Below are 15,275 nucleotides of genomic sequence, written 5' to 3'. Positions count from 1 at the left end.
ACGAACTCCTGGTGGCCCACCTCGGGCTGGACGTCAACGACCAGCCGCCGCAACCAGCGCCCGCATGACCCGCAGGTCGTCGCCCGCCTCCGGATGCCACTGCACGCCCAGCACGAAGCCCTCCGCGCCGGGCATCTCCACCGCCTCCACCGTCCCGTCGTCGGACGCGTACGCGCCGACGACCAGACCGTCGGCCAGGCGGTCCACCGCTTGGTGGTGGAAGGTCGGCACGGACAGGGGCTCCGGCAGCGCCTCGGCCAGCCGCGTGCCCGGGACCGGCTTGACCTCGTGCCGGTCGAAGACGCCCGGCGGGCCCGCGTGGCCGTCCAGGTGCTGGACGAGGGTGCCGCCCAGAGCGACGTTCAGGAGCTGCATGCCGCGGCAGATGCCCAGCAGGGGGACGCCCGAGGACAGCGCTGCCTCGATCAGGGCCAGTTCCCAGGCGTCGCGCTCCCGCGCGGGCGGGCCCGTGCGGGGATCGGAATTGGCTCCGTACCGTACGGGCTCCACATCGGGGCCGCCGGAGATCACGACGGCGTCGAGGCGGGAGACGACGGCGGCGGCCGATCCGGCGGCGGGGTCCGGGGGCAGCATCGCGGCCAGGCCCCCGGCGCGCTGGACGAGTTGGTGATACCCGGCGGGGAGCAGGGCGGCCGGGAGGTTCCAGACGCCCCACTGCGCCGAGGCTTCGAGGTAGGTGCTGATGCCGATCAGAGGCAGAGGGGGCACGGACGGGTCCAATCTCTCAGTCGCGGGACAGTTCCGCCTCGGCCTCCGCCAGTGCCGCGAACTCCTCCTCCGGCGCCGACGCGACCAGACGGTGGCGGCTGTAGAAGGCGAAGTAGGCGAGCGCCACGGCGTAGACACCGAGGGCGATGAACGCCGCGTCCTTGTCCACCAGGAACGTGGCCACCAGCGCCGAGCAGGCCAGGAGGAAGGCGACGGACGAGGTGACGATGCCGCCGGGGGTGCGGTAGGGACGGTCGAGCCCCGGCTCGCGGCGGCGGAGGACGATGTGGGAGAGCGACATCAGCGCGTACGAGATGGTGGCGCCGAAGACCGCGACGTTCAGCATCCGGGCGCCGTCGCCCGACCAGGCGGCGAGGCCGAAGCCGATGGCGCCAGGGACGAGCAGGCCCAGGTAGGGGGCCTTGCGGCGGCTGGTCAGGGAGAGGAAGCGGGGCAGGTATCCGGCCCGGGACAGGGCGAACAGCTGCCGCGAACCGGCGAAGATCAGGGAGAAGAAGGAGGCGACCAGACCTGCGAGCCCCGCGTAGTTGACGACGCGGGACAGCGCGGTGGCCTTGCCGTCCGGCTGAAGCGCCTCGACCAGCGGGTTGCCCGCGTCCTGCACGGCGTCCGGGCCGCGGGCGCCGGTGGCGGCGAGGAAGGTGAGCAGGGCCAGGAGCAGCAGGATGCCCATCGAGCAGGCCATGGCCTTGGGCAGGGTGCGGGCCGGTTCGCGGGTCTCCTCGGCCGCGAGCGGGACGCCCTCCACTCCCAGGAAGAACCACATGCCGAAGGGGAACGCCGACCAGATGCCGAGCAGGCCGAACGGCAGCCAGGAGCTGGAGCCGAACGCCGAGTGGTCGACCGCGATGTCGTTCAGCGAGCCCGAGTCGAAGTCGGTGAAGGCGGCGATCGCGAAGATCAGCAGCGCGGCGACGGCGATGGCGGTCACGACGAGGCTGAACCGCAGGGCCTCGCCCACGCCCCACAGATGGATCCCGATGAAGATCACGAAGCAGGCGAGATAGACCGGCCAGCCGGATTCCAGGCCGAAGAGGCCGAGCGATTCGACGTAGTCGCCGATGAAGATGGAGATGGCGGCGGGCGCCAGGACGTATTCGATGAGGATCGCCGTGCCGGTGAGGAACCCGCCCCAGGGGCCGAGGGCGCGCCGCGCGAAGCCGTAGCCGCCGCCCGCGGTGGGGAGGATCGCGGCCAGTTCGGCGAGGGCGAAGACCATGCAGGTGTACATCAGGCCCATGAGCACGGCGGCGATGGCCAGCCCGCCGAAGCCGCCCTCCGCGAGGCCGAAGTTCCAGCCGGAGAAGTCGCCGGAGACCACGTAGGCGACGCCGAGGCCGGTCAGCAGCAGCGGACCCGCGCTGCCGCGTCGCAGGGTGCGCCGCTCCAGATAGCTGGATTCGCCGGGTGAGCCGGTGTCGCTGGGATCGGGGGAGGGGGTGCGGGCGGTCTCGGTTCCTTCGGCCATGTCAGCCATGGGCACTCCTGGCTTCGCACAAGGGGACGGCGGTGGGGAGGGGATTGGTGTGGGGGCATACCTTTGCCGCAGGCGGAGGGTCCGCGCAAGACCCTCCGCGTAAAAACAGGGCTACGGCAGGAATCCGCGCAGCAGCGCCGCCGTGCCCTCGCAGTGCTCCCGCATCACCTCGCGCGCCCCGTCCGCGTCCCCGTCCAGCACCGCCTCGACCAGCGCACCGTGCTGGGCCTGGGAGTGCTCCAGGTTTCGTACCAGCAGCGGGATGCAGTCCAGCAGGTCGTTGACGGTGGCCCGGACGGCCGCGTACTGGGCGGCCAGCGACGGTGAGCCCGCCAGCTCGGCCAGGGTCAGATGCAGCATCGTGTCCAGGCGCCGGTAGTCGGCCAGCGGGGCGTCGCGCGTCGCGTCGAGGGCGGCGCGCAGCCGCGCCGCCTGGGCGTCGTCCAGGCCGTGCGCGGCGCACAACCCGGCCGCGCCGACCTCCAGGACCTCCCGGAAGCGCAGCGTGTCCTCGACGTCCACCGCTTCGACCCGCCGCCGCAGCTCGTCCTCGCCGCCCGCGGCGGGCTCCGGCCGGGCCCGCACGAAGGTGCCGCCGTACCGGCCGCGGCGGCTCTCCACGATCCCCTGGTCCTGGAGGACCTTCAGCACCTCGCGCAGGGTCACCCGGCTGATCCGCAGCCGCTCCGCCAGCTCGCGCTCGGCCGGGAGGCGGCCGCCGTCGGGAACCAGCCCCAGCCGTACGACCTGGAGTATCTGCTCCAGCGCCTCCTCGAAGCCGTTTCCGGCGCGCACCGGGCGCAGCACCGGCGCCAGCCGGTCCCCACCGCCATGGGTCTCGTCCATCGAACCGTCCGCACCTCCTTCCCAATCAATGGTCTGCGGTATTACCTTAAGGCCACTCCACGCCCCCACACCCGTCCGAAAGTCCGGAAGCCAGGAGGCACCACCGTGGCAGACCGCACACCCCCGCTCTCGGTCGACGAGCTGACCAGGCTCGTCGCCGCAGGGGAGATCGACACCGTCGTCCTGGCCTTCACCGACATGCAGGGCAGACTCCAGGGCAAGCGGTTCGCCGCCCGCTTCTTCCTGGACGACGCCCTGGAGCACGGCACCGAGGGCTGCAACTACCTGCTCGCCGTCGACGCCGACATGAACACCGTCGGCGGCTATGCCATGTCCTCCTGGGAGCGCGGCTACGGCGACTTCGCCCTCCACGGCGACACCGCCACCCTGCGCCGCACCCCCTGGAACCCCGGCACCGCCATGCTCACCGCGGACCTCGGGTGGCACGACGGCTCGCCCGTGGTCGCCTCCCCGCGGCAGATCCTGCGCCGCCAGCTCGACCGGCTCGCGGAGCGCGGCTGGACCGCGTACGCCGGGACCGAGCTGGAGTTCATGGTCTTCCGCAACACCTACGAACAGGCGTGGGACAGCGGCTACCGCGGGCTCACCCCCGCCAACCAGTACAACGTCGACTACTCCATCCTCGGCACCGGCCGCGTCGAGCCCCTGCTGCGCCGCATCCGCAACGAGATGGGCGCCGCCGGAATGACCGTCGAGTCGGCCAAGGGCGAATGCAACCTCGGCCAGCATGAGATCGCCTTCCGCTACGACGACGCGCTGACCACCTGCGACCAGCACGTCATCTACAAGACCGGCGCCAAGGAGATCGCCGCCCAGGAGGACATGGCGCTCACCTTCATGGCCAAGTACGACGAGCGCGAGGGCAACTCCTGCCACATCCACCTCTCGCTGCGTGACGAGGCCGGACAGCCCGTGCTCGCGGACGACGACGGCCCGTACGGCATGTCGAAGACCATGCGCCACTTCCTGGCCGGGCAGGTCGCCGCGATGCGCGACTTCACCCTCCTCTACGCACCCAACATCAACTCGTACAAGCGGTTCCGGCCCGGTTCCTTCGCGCCCACCGCCGTCGCCTGGGGCCCGGACAACCGCACCTGTGCGCTGCGCGTCATCGGCCACGGCCAGGCGCACCGGCTGGAGAACCGGCTCCCCGGCGGCGACGTCAACCCGTATCTCGCCGTCGCCGGAATGGTGGCCGCCGGGCTGTACGGGATCGAGCAGGAGCTGGAGCTGCCCGAGGCCTGTACCGGCAACGCCTACACGGGCGACGCCGAACACGTGCCGACCTCGCTGCGCGACGCCGCCGACCTGTGGCGGGCCAGCCCCATAGCGCGGGCCGCGTTCGGCGACGAGGTGGTCGAGCACTACCTCAACATGGCCCGCGTCGAGCAGGAGGCGTACGACACCGCCGTCACCGACTGGGAACGCTTCCGGTCCTTCGAGCGCATGTGAGGAACCACCGAGTGAGCACCGAACACCCCCACGACCACCACCCCGCCGAACACCACATCCTCAACCCCGCGACCGAGGAGGTCATCGCCACCGTCCCGGCCGCCACCCCGGGGGACGTGGACGCCGCCGTCGCCCGCGCCGCCACCGCCCAGCGCGGCTGGGCCGCCCTGGCCCCCGCCGACCGGGCCCGGCTGCTGCGCCGCTTCGCCGCCACCGTGGACGACCACATCGAGGAACTGGCCGCGCTGGAGGTCCGCGAGGCGGGCCACCCCATCGGCAACGCCCGCTGGGAGGCGGGCAACGTCCGCGATCTGCTGGAGTACGCGGCCGGGGGAGTGGAGCGGCTGAGCGGCGCCCAGATCCCGGTGGCCGGCGGGCTGAACGTCACCTTCCACGAACCGCTCGGCGTGGTCGCCGTCATCGCGCCGTGGAACTTCCCCATGCCGATCGCCGGCTGGGGCACCGCGCCCGCCCTCGCCGCGGGCAACGCCGTCCTCCTCAAGCCCGCCGAGACCACCCCGCTGACCGCCCTCCGGCTCGCCGAACTCGCCCTGGAGGCCGGGCTGCCCGAGGGGCTGTTCCAGGTGCTGCCCGGCGCCGGGCCGGTGGCCGGGGCCGCGCTGGTCGAGCACAGGAACGTGGCCAAGGTCGTCTTCACCGGGTCGACGCCCGTCGGCAAGGAGATCATGGCGAAGTGCGCGGCGGGCGTGAAGCGCGTGACGCTCGAACTCGGCGGCAAGAGCCCCAACATCGTCTTTGCCGACGCCGACATCGAGGCGGCGGCGAGCGCCGCGCCCGGCTCGTTCCTCGACAACACCGGCCAGGACTGCTGCGCCCGCAGCCGGATCCTGGTCCAGCGCGGCGTCTACGACCGGTTCATGGAGCTGCTGGAGCCCGCCGTGCGGTCCTTCACGGCCGGCGACCCGGCCGACCCCGCCACCGCCATGGGCCCGCTGATCTCGGCCGCGCAGCGCGAGCGCGTACGGTCCTACGTCCCCGAGGACGCGCCCGCCGCCATCCGCGGCGAGGCCCCCGGCGGCAAGGGCTTCTGGTACCCGGCGACGGTCCTGGAGGCCACCGCGCCCGGGGACCGCACCGCCGTGGAGGAGATCTTCGGACCGGTGGCCGTCGTCCTCCCCTTCGAGGACGAGGTCGACGCCGTGCGGCTCGCGAACGCGACCGACTACGGCCTGTCCGGCTCGATCTGGACCCGCGACGTGGGCCGCGCGCTGCGCGTCTCGCGCGCCGTCGCCGCCGGAAACCTGTCCGTCAACTCGCACAGCAGCGTGCGCTACGCGACCCCGTTCGGCGGCTACAAGCAGTCCGGCCTCGGCCGGGAGCTGGGGCCCGACGCCCTGACCGCCTTCACCGAGACCAAGAACGTGTTCATCAGCACCGAGGAGCAGTGACGTGAGCGAGACCGAGACCCCTGTGTGCCGCCGCCTGGTGGGCCGTACCGCCGTCATCACCGGAGCGGGCAGCGGCATCGGCCTGGCCACCGCGCGCCGTTTCGCCTCCGAGGGCGCGCGCGTCGTGTGCGCCGACATCGACGAGTCCGCGGGCAAGGCCGCCGCCGATGAGGTCGGCGGGCTCTACGTCCAGGTGGACGTCACCGACCCGGAGCAGGTCGAGGCGCTGTTCAAGGCCGCGTACGACACCTACGGCTCGGTCGACGTGGCGTTCAACAACGCGGGCATCTCGCCGCCCGACGACGACTCGATCCTCACCACCGGCCTCGACGCCTGGAAGCGGGTCCAGGAGGTCAACCTCACCTCCGTCTACCTGTGCTGCAAGGCCGCGCTCCCCTATATGCAGCGCCAGGGCAGGGGCTCCATCATCAACACGGCGTCCTTCGTGGCCGTCATGGGCGCCGCGACCTCGCAGATCAGCTACACCGCCTCCAAGGGCGGGGTGCTGGCGATGTCGCGCGAGCTGGGCGTGCAGTTCGCGCGCGAGGGCATCCGGGTCAACGCGCTGTGCCCGGGGCCGGTCAACACCCCGCTGCTGAAGGAGCTGTTCGCCAAGGACCCGGAGCGGGCGGCGCGGCGGCTGGTGCACGTACCGGTGGGGCGGTTCGCCGAGCCCGAGGAGATCGCGTCCGCGGTCGCCTTTCTGGCCAGCGACGATTCGTCGTTCATCAACGCGGCCGAGTTCCTGGTGGACGGCGGTATCGCGGGGGCGTACGTCACTCCCCTCTAGTCATGGGGGACGGCGGCCGCACCATTGCCGCACGGCCATATCCCGTTAACCGGCGCGCCGAATAGTCCGGCGCGCCGGTTATTTTTTTTCCTGAATATGCCCCCGGCAAGAAACGGAAATGCGGAGTGTGGTTTCTTCACCGTTTGTTCATGCGATCCGCATCGTCGCTCGGGCCCGGTGAGATCTGTTCCGGATGGTGGTCTGCGCAGGGAATGCGGCGGCGGGTGTTCGGTGGCTGACACAAAGAGTTTCGGTCTCCGTATCGGTGCGTCCCGGGTCGTGCGTGGCAGTTGGCGGTGTGCATGCTGTCCACTGCGTGGCGCCGCCTGAACTCACGGCGCGTCGTTTCAACGAGAGGGACGAAGCTTTGTCCATCACGTCAACCGGTGAGAACTCGCCCGAGAAATTTGATCCATCACATTCAGCAGCGCGGATCCGCGCCCGGGTCCAAGTCCCGGTGCGTTTGGCCAACGGTGAATGGCACACCGCCGAAGCGATCACATTCTCCGGCCTCGGCGACGGGCAGGAACACATCGCGGTGTCCTTCGCTCCCGTGGCGGACATCCCGCTGGTGAGGCTCCATTCGGAGTGCCTGACGGGTGATGTCTTCGGTTCCGGCCGCTGCGACTGCGGGCCACAGCTCGCCGAGTCGCTGCAACTGGCCGCCGAGTCGGGGGGCATCGTGCTCTACCTCCGTCAGGAGGGGCGCGGTATCGGGCTCTACAACAAGCTCGACGCCTACCGCGTCCAGGACGAGCTGGGTCTCGACACGTACGCCGCCAATCGCGAGCTGAACTTCTCGGATGACCCGCGCGATTACGGTGCCGCCGTTCAGATGCTCCGCACCCTGGGCGCGACCCGTATCCGGCTTCGCACCAACAACCCGGACAAAGCACAGCAGCTAATCGCGCATGGGATCAAAATCGAGGAAGTCCTCCCGACCGGGATCTTCGAGACCGAGCGCAATCACGGCTATCTGCGCGCCAAAGTCGAACACACCGGGCACACCATCGCCCTCGTAGGGGAGTCCATATGATCCAGCATCGAGGTCCGATCAGCGGCATTGCCGCCTGGCAGGCCGAGTACGTGGCAACCGCCGGCTACGACAACCAGGTCATCTGCTGGGACCAGAGCAACGGCCGGGCCCTCGGCCGGGCCTGCCACGACCACCTGGCCAACCAGTGCGTCTTCTCGCCGGACGGCCGCTATCTGCTCACGTCGTCCAGCGACTACACGGCCCGGCTGTGGACCGTGCCGGACCTGCGCCTGGTGGCGGTCTTCGCCGACCAGGAGGACGACGTGGAGATGTCGGTGTTCCACCCCTCGCGGGAACTGGTCGCCACCGCCTCCCGCGATCACCGGGTGCGGGTGTACGACTTCTCCGGTCGCCTCGTCACCACCTTCACCGGTCACACCGCGGACGTCATCTCCGTCGAATGGGCGCGTGACGCCGATGAGCTGATCTCCTCCAGCGACGACGGCACCATCAAGCGCTGGTCGCTGGAGACCGGCGGGATGGTCACCGACCTCGACATGGACGGGGTGGAGACCGACACGGTCGCCATTTCCTCCGACGGGGTCATCTTCGCGGGCAACGACGACGGCCAGATCATCGTCGTGGGGCCGAAGGAGCGGACCGTGATGCCCGCCCACGACGCCGGCATCAAGCGCCTCGTGCTCGACGATGCCCGCGGCCTGCTGGTGAGCCTCAGTTACGACCGCACCATGCGGCTGTGGAGCGTCTCCTCCGGCCTTCCCGAACTGCGCGACACCACGGATCTGCCCGACGACGTATGGCCGCGCTCCTGCGCGTTCGCCGGCGGCTCGCGGCTGGTCTTCGCCACCTTCGGGGCGCGGTACCGCGGGTACGACTACGAGGCGCGGACCTGGGACACCGGAGTGGTCCCGCCCACCGGCGGGGTCAACGCCGTCCTGCCCACCGGCGACGGCAGCATGCTCACGGTCGGCGACGCGGGGATGGTGCGCGACGACGGAAGGCCCGTTGCCGAGACGGGCAGCCTCTGCAACTTCCTGACCCCGCTGGGCGGACTGGTCCTCTCCGGCGGGCAGCTCGGCAAGGTGTTCGACGCCTTGACGGGGCGTGAGCTGTACCAGCACCGGTCCCCGCTGAACTGCGGGGTCGCCTTCGAACGCGACGGTGAGCGGTACGCGGTCGTGGGCGCGTACACGGGCGAGGGGCTGTTGCTGAAACTCGACGGCGACGGCGGTGTCGAGCATGTCATGGACCTGCCGCTGCATACCAATGCCGTCAAGGGCATCGCGGTGTCGGGGGACTACCTCTTCTCCGTCGCCGCCGACGCCTCCGCCACCTGGTACCGGATCTCCACCCTGGAGCGGGCCGCCACCCTCGACGACGTGCACGAGAAGATCGCCAACGGCTGTGCGGGGCTGGGCGAGGGCTGGTTCGCCAGTGTCAGCCGCGACCTGAAGCTGCGCATCTGGGACCCGGAGCTGCGCGCGGAGGCCCTTCCGACGCCGCACACCCACTCCATCAAGTGCGTGGCCGCCTCCGACGACGGCCGCGTGGTGGCCACCGGCAGCTACAACGGTGTGATCGCGCTGTACGACCGTACGGACCGCACCTGGCGGGAGAAGGCCAAGCCCACCACGGCCGGCATCTCCTCCCTCGCGTACGACGCGGTGAACAAGGCGTTCGCCGCCTCGTCCTACGACGGTCAGGTGTACACGATCGGCATCTGAACCACGGACGTCCGAGGCGTGCCGGGGAAGAGCGGGTCCGCCCCGCCTTCCCCGGCCCGCCCCACGCCCGCGCGCTGCCGCGGCACCTCCAGTCAGTGGCCGTATCCCCACAGGACAGGACTGCGCACCACCATGGACAGGTACGAGATAGCCGACCAGTACACGATCGCCCCCGCACAGACGCCGCCGCCCGACCGGTCGGCCTACCACGACGTGCTCCACTCCGACTTCCAGGGCCACTACGCCGACGGACGCGATGTGTGGACCGCCGAGCGGGCCATGCGGGAAACGCCGCTGCTGTTGATGAGAGCGCTCGGCGGAACCGAGTCCGCTCACGTTCTCGACATCGGCACCGGACACGGCCGCGACGCCGCCATCCTGCTCGACCACGGGCACCGGGTCACCGGGATCGACATCGTCACCTCGCCCGAGTGGCCGGTCCTCACCGCCGGCCGGCCCGACCGGGCACGTTTCCTCACCAGCTCGGTGCTGGAGCTGGAGGGGTCGGCGGAGTACGACGCCGCCCTGGACAACGGCTGTCTGCACCACCAGCACCCGGACGACTACCCCGCCTATCTGCGGCGGATCCGCGCCCTGCTGCGGCCGGGCGGGCTCTACACGGTTTCGGTGTTCCAGTCGGCGGACGAGCGGGGCCGGCTCTTCGTCAACGGGGCCAGCCGCCTCTACCAGGAATTCACCACCGGTGAACTGACCGACCTCGTCACCGGACACGGCTTCGAACCGGTCACCTCGCACCTGGTGCCGCGCACGACGCCCGGCCGCAACTACCTGGTGGGCACCTTCCGCGCCACGGAGCCCGGCCAGGCGCCGTGACGACCGTAGGCCGCATCCGCACAGTCCCGCCGGGCCCGCGACGCCTGGCACGCTCCCCCAGCGACCGCTGGGAGGTGCCCCCCGGACGCCGCGGCCTGATCCGGCGCGGACTTTGCGGACACGCCCCAGGCACCTCCCCGATCACGCACCGGAGACTCCCGTGACCCTCAGCCCGCCCCCCACCGCCTCGTCCGCGGTCATGGCCAACCCCAACACCCTGTCCGACCGGGCCGCCATGGGCCTTCCCGACACCTTCGCGGCCCGTCTCGGCCCCTGCCCGCTGAGCGACCACCGCGACCTGCTCGCCGCCCCCGCCGACCTGCTCGTCACGGTCGCGGAGGACCCCGGCCAGTCCTTCCCGCGCCGGTACGCCGCCGGGACCGTCCTCGGGCTCATCGGCGACCCGCGCATACGTCCCGACGATCCGCCGATGGCCGAGATCCCCGCGGCCCGCGCCCGGCTCGGCCTGGCGCCGGAGCTGGTGGGGGACGTCACCCGCCGCTGGCGCCACGCGGGTGTGCAGGAGGACTGGATCGCCAAGGAGTGCCCCGTCCACGAGACGGACCTGGCGGCCTTCCGCATCGCGCTCCACCCGGTCACCAACGCCGAGTACCGCCGGTTCCTCGAAGACACCGGCGGCACCCTGCTGCCCACGTCCTGGCGGTTCGGCAGCTACCCGGACGCGCTCGGCAACCACCCGGTGTGGACCGTGCCGGCCGAGGCCGCCGACGCCTACGCGGCCTGGCTCGCGCACCGCACCGGCCGGGCGTTCCGGCTGCCGACGGAGGCGGAGTGGGAGTACGCGGCCGCCGGCCCCGAGGGAGCGGAGTTCCCCTGGGGCGAGGAGTTCACCGCCGACCGGGCCAACACCGTCGAACACGGCCCGCTGACCACCACCCCCATCGGGGTGCACCCGGCCGGCCGCTCGCCGTTCGGCGTGCACGACATGGCGGGCAACGTCGAGGAGTTCACCGCCGACGACTACCGCCCGTACCCCGGAGGCGCCGTCGTCGACGACGACCTGGCGCTCACCCGCGGCACCTATCGCATCGCCCGCGGCGGCAGCTTCACCCGCTTCGGCGATCTCGCCCGCTGCCGCCGGCGGCACGGATGGTACGAGCGCGACATCTACGCCATGGGCTTCCGGCTCGCGGAGACGCCGTGACGGCCGGCGACATCATGGCGCGCGCATCGCACGCCGAGGAGACCGCCATGCGCCGGGCCGTCGAGCTGGCCGCCACCGCGCTGGGCCGCACCAGCCCCAACCCCGTCGTCGGCTGCGTCGTCCTCGACCCGGACGGACGCCCGGTCGCGGAGGGCTTCCACCGCGGCGCCGGACAGCCGCACGCGGAGGTCGAGGCGCTCACCGCCGCGGGCGGGCGGGCGCGGGGCGCCACCGCCGTCGTCACCCTCGAACCCTGCAACCACCGGGGACGCACCGGACCGTGCGCCGAAGCCCTGCTGAACGCGGGGATCGCCCGAGTCCTGTACGCGGTGCCCGACCCGACCCCCGGGGCCGCGGGCGGCGCGCACCGGCTGCGCGAGGCCGGGGTGGAGGTCGTTCCCGGCGTGCTGCGCACGGACGCCGAGCGGGTCAACGAGCTGTGGCTCACCGCGGTCCGCCGGGCCCGGCCCTGCGTCACCTGGAAGTTCGGCGGCACGCTCGACGGCAGATCGGCGGCCCCGGACGGAACCTCCCGGTGGATCACCGGGCAGTCCGCGCGCGAGGACGTGCACGTCCTGCGCGCCGCGCACGACGCGGTCCTGGTGGGATCCGGAACGCTGCGCGCCGACGATCCCCATCTGGGCCTGCGCCACGCGGTGCGGGGCGACCCGCCGCTGCGGGTGGTGCTGGACCGCACGGGCGCCATCCGGCCCGACGCGCGCGTGCTCGACGACGCGGCGCCCAGCCTCGTGGTCATCGGCCACGGCACACCGCACCCGCGACTGCCGGCCCCCCACGAGGTGCTGGAGGTGCCCGTCACCGATACCGGGCTCGACATCGCGGTGCTGATCGGCGAGTTGTACGAGCGCGGCTTGCGCTCGCTGCTCCTGGAGGGCGGTGCCGGGCTGGCGGCGGCCTTCGCCGCGCGGGGCCTGCTCGACCGGGTGGTCGCCTATCTCGCACCCCTGCTGCTCGGCTCCGGCGGGCGCCCGGTGCTCGACGGCTTCGGCGCGGAGACGCTGAGCGAGGGGCTGCGGCTGCATCTCGACGAGGCACGCCGGATGGGCGACGACGTACGGCTCGTGCTCCGCGCCGAGTCCCTGCCCGGGGAGGCCGGATGAGCCCCCGGATCGCGGTCGTCCACCACAGCCGGCGCGGCACCATGCGCGCCCTGGCCACACTGGCCGCCGAGGGCGCCCGGGCCCGCGGCGCGGCGGTGCGGCTGCTGCGGGTGGCGGAGGACGGCCCGGACGCCATGGCGTGGCCCGAGCGCGTCGCGGAACCGGGGGACGTGCTGTGGGCGGACGGCCTGGTGCTGGCGACCCCGACGTACTTCGGAAACGTGTCGGCGGCTTTCAAGCAGTTCCTGGAGACCACCAGCCCGCTGTGGCGCCAGGGGCTGCTGGCCGACCGCGTCGTGACCGGCATGACCGCCTCCACCTGCACCCACGCGGGCCGTGAGGCCACGCTGCTGGCGCTCTACCAGACCGCCTTCCACTGGGGTTCCTGGGTGCTCGGCGCGGACCCGGCCGACCCGCTCTTCGGGTCCGCGGGCGGAAATCCGTACGGCGTGTCCGCGGACAGCCGCCCGGAAGTGGCGGGCGCCGATACGCGCGGCGCGGCTCTGAGCCTGGGCCACCGGCTGGCGGACATCACCGCCCGGGTGCGCCCGTCCGCCGCAAGGCCGGTCGGCTCCACCGCGTCCGGCCCCGTCAACGTGACCGTGGTGCACTGCGCGGACGACGGTCGCGCGCGGCTCATGGCGCGGGAATGCGCGGCCGGTGCCCGCTCCGTGGGCGCGCGGGTGCGGCTGCGGCGGGTCGCGAGCGCGCGGCGGGGACCCAACGCCGCCATCGTCACCCGGGAGGACGTTGCCTGGGCGGACGCGGTGGTCTTCGGCGCCCCGGCCCGGCTGGGCTGCATGGCGGCGCCACTGCTGGATTTCGTCCAGTCGCTGGCGTCCGCCGACGGGCGGGGGCCGCTGTGGGGCAAGCCCGCGAGCGGGTTCGTCACGACCGCGCTGGCGCACACGGGCAGCGAGTCGGCGCTGCTCGCCTTCCACCACCTGCTGTTGAACAGCGGTGCGGTGGTGGTCCCGCCGGGCTTCACCGACCAGGCCGTCTTCGAGGCGGGCGGCAACCCGTACGGCAGCTGCGATGTGCGGAGCGCGAGCGCGGTACCGACCGGGGCGGCCCTCGCGGCCGTCGCGTACCAGGGGCAACGCGCGGCGATGGCGGGCGACCTGTTGCGCCGCCCGGCCACGGCCCCTTCCCCCATCCCGGGCGAGCGGGCCGGGAGCGACGAGAACACCGGAACCCTGGAAGGACTGCGGGATGACCACGCTGCAATATGACGAGATCGGTGAGGAGTACGAGGGGGTCAAGTCGCTGCCGCTGGCGCGGTACCCGGAGCGGGCGAGCGTCCTCGGGATGCTCGGCGACATCCGGGGCAGGTCCGTGCTCGACCTGGCCTGCGGAACGGGCTTCTACGCCCGGCAGCTCAAGCGGCTCGGTGCCGCGGACGTGCTGGGGGTCGACATCTCGGGGGAGATGGTGGCCGCTGCCCGGAGCATCGAGGAGCGCGGCCCGCTCGGGGTGCGCTACGAGGTGTGCGACGTCGCCGAACTGCCCTCCCCCGAGCGGCCCTTCGACGCGGTCACGGCCGTCTATCTGCTCAATTACGCCGAGGACGCGGCCGCGATGGAGCGGATGTGCCGCGCGGCGCACCGGAGCCTGGTGCCCGGGGGCCACTTCTACGCGCTCACCCAGGCCCCGGACTTCCGCTTCGACGGGCCGCCCACGGACAAGTACGGCTTCCGGTACCGGCCGGAGGGAGTGAACGAGAACGGGCCGCGGATGCGCATCACGGCACTTCTCGACCCGCCGGTCGAGTTCGTCGCCGGCTGCCCGCGCCACGAGGTCTACGAGCGCGCTCTGCGCGCGGCCGGCTTCGGCCCGGTGGAGTGGGTGCCGCTGACGGTGCCCGAGGAGGGCGAGGCGGCCCTGGGGAAGGCATTCTGGAAGGACTTCCTGGACAACCCGCCGCTGGCCATGCTGCGCTGCCGCGCCTGACGACGAGACACGCGAGACCCGCTCCGCAACGCGCCCGCGCCCCGCCGCTGTCGAGCGGCGGGGCGCGGGCCGTCAGGCCCCGCGCGGGGTCCGCGTTCACAGCCAGGGCAGGAAGTCCTCCCCGGACTGTCGCGGGTCCGCGTCGGCGCGGGCCGCGGTCTCGGTCTGCCGGATGTGGAGCAGCAGCCGCATGGCCACGGTGGGGTCGGTGATGAACACCCTGCCCCCGGGCTCCTCCCGCAGCACCCGCCCGGCACTCCGGACGATGGTGCGCGGCCCCACGCTCCGGCACGCCGAGCCGAGCAGCAACTGCTCGGCCTCGGTGAACGGTGCGGGATCGGGGGCGTCGCCCTCGGCCGTGGTCAGCACGGCCACCGGCTTGTCGGCCAGCGGGGATCCGGGCCTGGGCCACACGAGCCAGTTCAGGGCGTTGAGCAGGGTGCCGGGCGGCATGGCCGCCGACTCCGGTACGGCGAGCACCACCGCGTCCGCGGCGGCCGCCCGTGCGCGCAGGGCCCGGACCTCGGTGGGCAGCGCGTCGCCGGTGTGGTCGCCGTGCGGCGGCAGCCCGTCCCGGACCGGGCACACGTCCCATCGCAGGCCGTCGCAGTCGGGCCCCGCGAGCGCTCGCAGCAGCGGCTCGCCCAACGGGTCCGTCTCCGTACCCGCGCAGAGCCCCAGCAGGTGAATGAGGTTCACGGTCGCCTCCTGGTCTTCCCCGGTTGTGCCGTCGTATGAG

General features: G+C 72.4%; 14 protein-coding genes. 10 read left to right on the top strand and 4 right to left on the bottom strand.

All coding sequences use genetic code 11. The annotated features are described in order from the left end of the window. Positions 1 to 33: 33 nt before the first annotated feature. From ACH4SI_RS06490 to ACH4SI_RS06480, 3 genes are all read right to left on the bottom strand, one after another. Entirely contained in the window at positions 34 to 729 is a 696-nt protein-coding gene (locus ACH4SI_RS06490; RefSeq protein ID WP_398293247.1) for a gamma-glutamyl-gamma-aminobutyrate hydrolase family protein, read from the bottom strand. 16 nt (positions 730 to 745) lie between these two features. Beyond that, positions 746 to 2,218, bottom strand: a complete 1,473-nt coding sequence (gene eat / locus ACH4SI_RS06485; RefSeq protein ID WP_398293927.1) for an ethanolamine permease — start codon at positions 2,216 to 2,218, stop codon at positions 746 to 748. A gap of 120 nt (positions 2,219 to 2,338) precedes the next feature. Continuing rightward, positions 2,339 to 3,073 (bottom strand): FadR/GntR family transcriptional regulator, encoded by a 735-nt coding sequence (locus ACH4SI_RS06480; protein ID WP_398293245.1) that lies wholly within the window; start codon positions 3,071 to 3,073, stop codon positions 2,339 to 2,341. Between the two features lie 105 nt (positions 3,074 to 3,178). Between ACH4SI_RS06480 and ACH4SI_RS06475 the strand changes: the two genes are divergently transcribed. From ACH4SI_RS06475 to ACH4SI_RS06430, 10 genes are all read left to right on the top strand, one after another. After that, on the top strand, positions 3,179 to 4,546 hold the full coding sequence (locus ACH4SI_RS06475; protein ID WP_398293243.1) for a glutamine synthetase family protein: 1,368 nt from the start codon (positions 3,179 to 3,181) through the stop codon (positions 4,544 to 4,546). A gap of 11 nt (positions 4,547 to 4,557) precedes the next feature. After that, entirely contained in the window at positions 4,558 to 5,955 is a 1,398-nt protein-coding gene (locus ACH4SI_RS06470) for an aldehyde dehydrogenase family protein (RefSeq protein WP_398293241.1), read from the top strand. A gap of 1 nt (position 5,956) precedes the next feature. Continuing rightward, entirely contained in the window at positions 5,957 to 6,745 is a 789-nt protein-coding gene (locus tag ACH4SI_RS06465) for a 3-oxoacyl-ACP reductase (RefSeq protein ID WP_398293239.1), read from the top strand. A 367-nt stretch (positions 6,746 to 7,112) separates the two neighbouring features. After that, entirely contained in the window at positions 7,113 to 7,781 is a 669-nt protein-coding gene (gene ribA / locus ACH4SI_RS06460) for a GTP cyclohydrolase II (RefSeq protein ID WP_398293925.1), read from the top strand. After that, a complete protein-coding gene (locus ACH4SI_RS06455) occupies positions 7,778 to 9,466 on the top strand; it encodes a WD40 repeat domain-containing protein (protein ID WP_398293237.1) in 1,689 nt (562 codons plus the stop codon). Before ribA ends, ACH4SI_RS06455 begins: the two co-directional genes overlap by 4 nt. 132 nt (positions 9,467 to 9,598) lie before the next feature. Continuing rightward, complete coding sequence (locus ACH4SI_RS06450) at positions 9,599 to 10,300, top strand: SAM-dependent methyltransferase (RefSeq protein WP_398293235.1); 702 nt, start codon at positions 9,599 to 9,601, stop codon at positions 10,298 to 10,300. Between the two features lie 199 nt (positions 10,301 to 10,499). Beyond that, the gene (locus tag ACH4SI_RS06445; protein ID WP_398293923.1) at positions 10,500 to 11,465 is read left to right on the top strand and encodes a formylglycine-generating enzyme family protein; all 966 of its coding nucleotides are present in this window, start codon (positions 10,500 to 10,502) and stop codon (positions 11,463 to 11,465) included. 14 nt (positions 11,466 to 11,479) lie between these two features. Next, a complete protein-coding gene (gene ribD / locus ACH4SI_RS06440) occupies positions 11,480 to 12,586 on the top strand; it encodes a bifunctional diaminohydroxyphosphoribosylaminopyrimidine deaminase/5-amino-6-(5-phosphoribosylamino)uracil reductase RibD (protein ID WP_398293921.1) in 1,107 nt (368 codons plus the stop codon). Next, a complete protein-coding gene (locus tag ACH4SI_RS06435) occupies positions 12,583 to 13,818 on the top strand; it encodes a flavodoxin family protein (RefSeq protein ID WP_398293233.1) in 1,236 nt (411 codons plus the stop codon). The genes ribD and ACH4SI_RS06435 overlap by 4 nt, the downstream gene beginning before the upstream one ends. After that, positions 13,799 to 14,536, top strand: a complete 738-nt coding sequence (locus tag ACH4SI_RS06430) for a class I SAM-dependent methyltransferase (protein WP_398293231.1) — start codon at positions 13,799 to 13,801, stop codon at positions 14,534 to 14,536. The genes ACH4SI_RS06435 and ACH4SI_RS06430 overlap by 20 nt, the downstream gene beginning before the upstream one ends. 96 nt (positions 14,537 to 14,632) lie before the next feature. On the opposite strand, the gene ACH4SI_RS06425 is transcribed toward ACH4SI_RS06430, so the two are convergent. Beyond that, positions 14,633 to 15,235: an NAD(P)H-dependent oxidoreductase gene (locus ACH4SI_RS06425; RefSeq protein ID WP_398293228.1), complete on the bottom strand. Its 603-nt coding sequence runs from the start codon at positions 15,233 to 15,235 to the stop codon at positions 14,633 to 14,635. Between the last annotated feature and the right edge of the window lie 40 nt (positions 15,236 to 15,275).

The organism is Streptomyces sp. NPDC021212, from assembly GCF_044332925.1.
In the GTDB taxonomy this organism is placed as follows: Bacteria; Actinomycetota; Actinomycetes; order Streptomycetales; family Streptomycetaceae; genus Streptomyces.
This window is presented reverse-complemented; position numbering and strand designations above follow the sequence as displayed.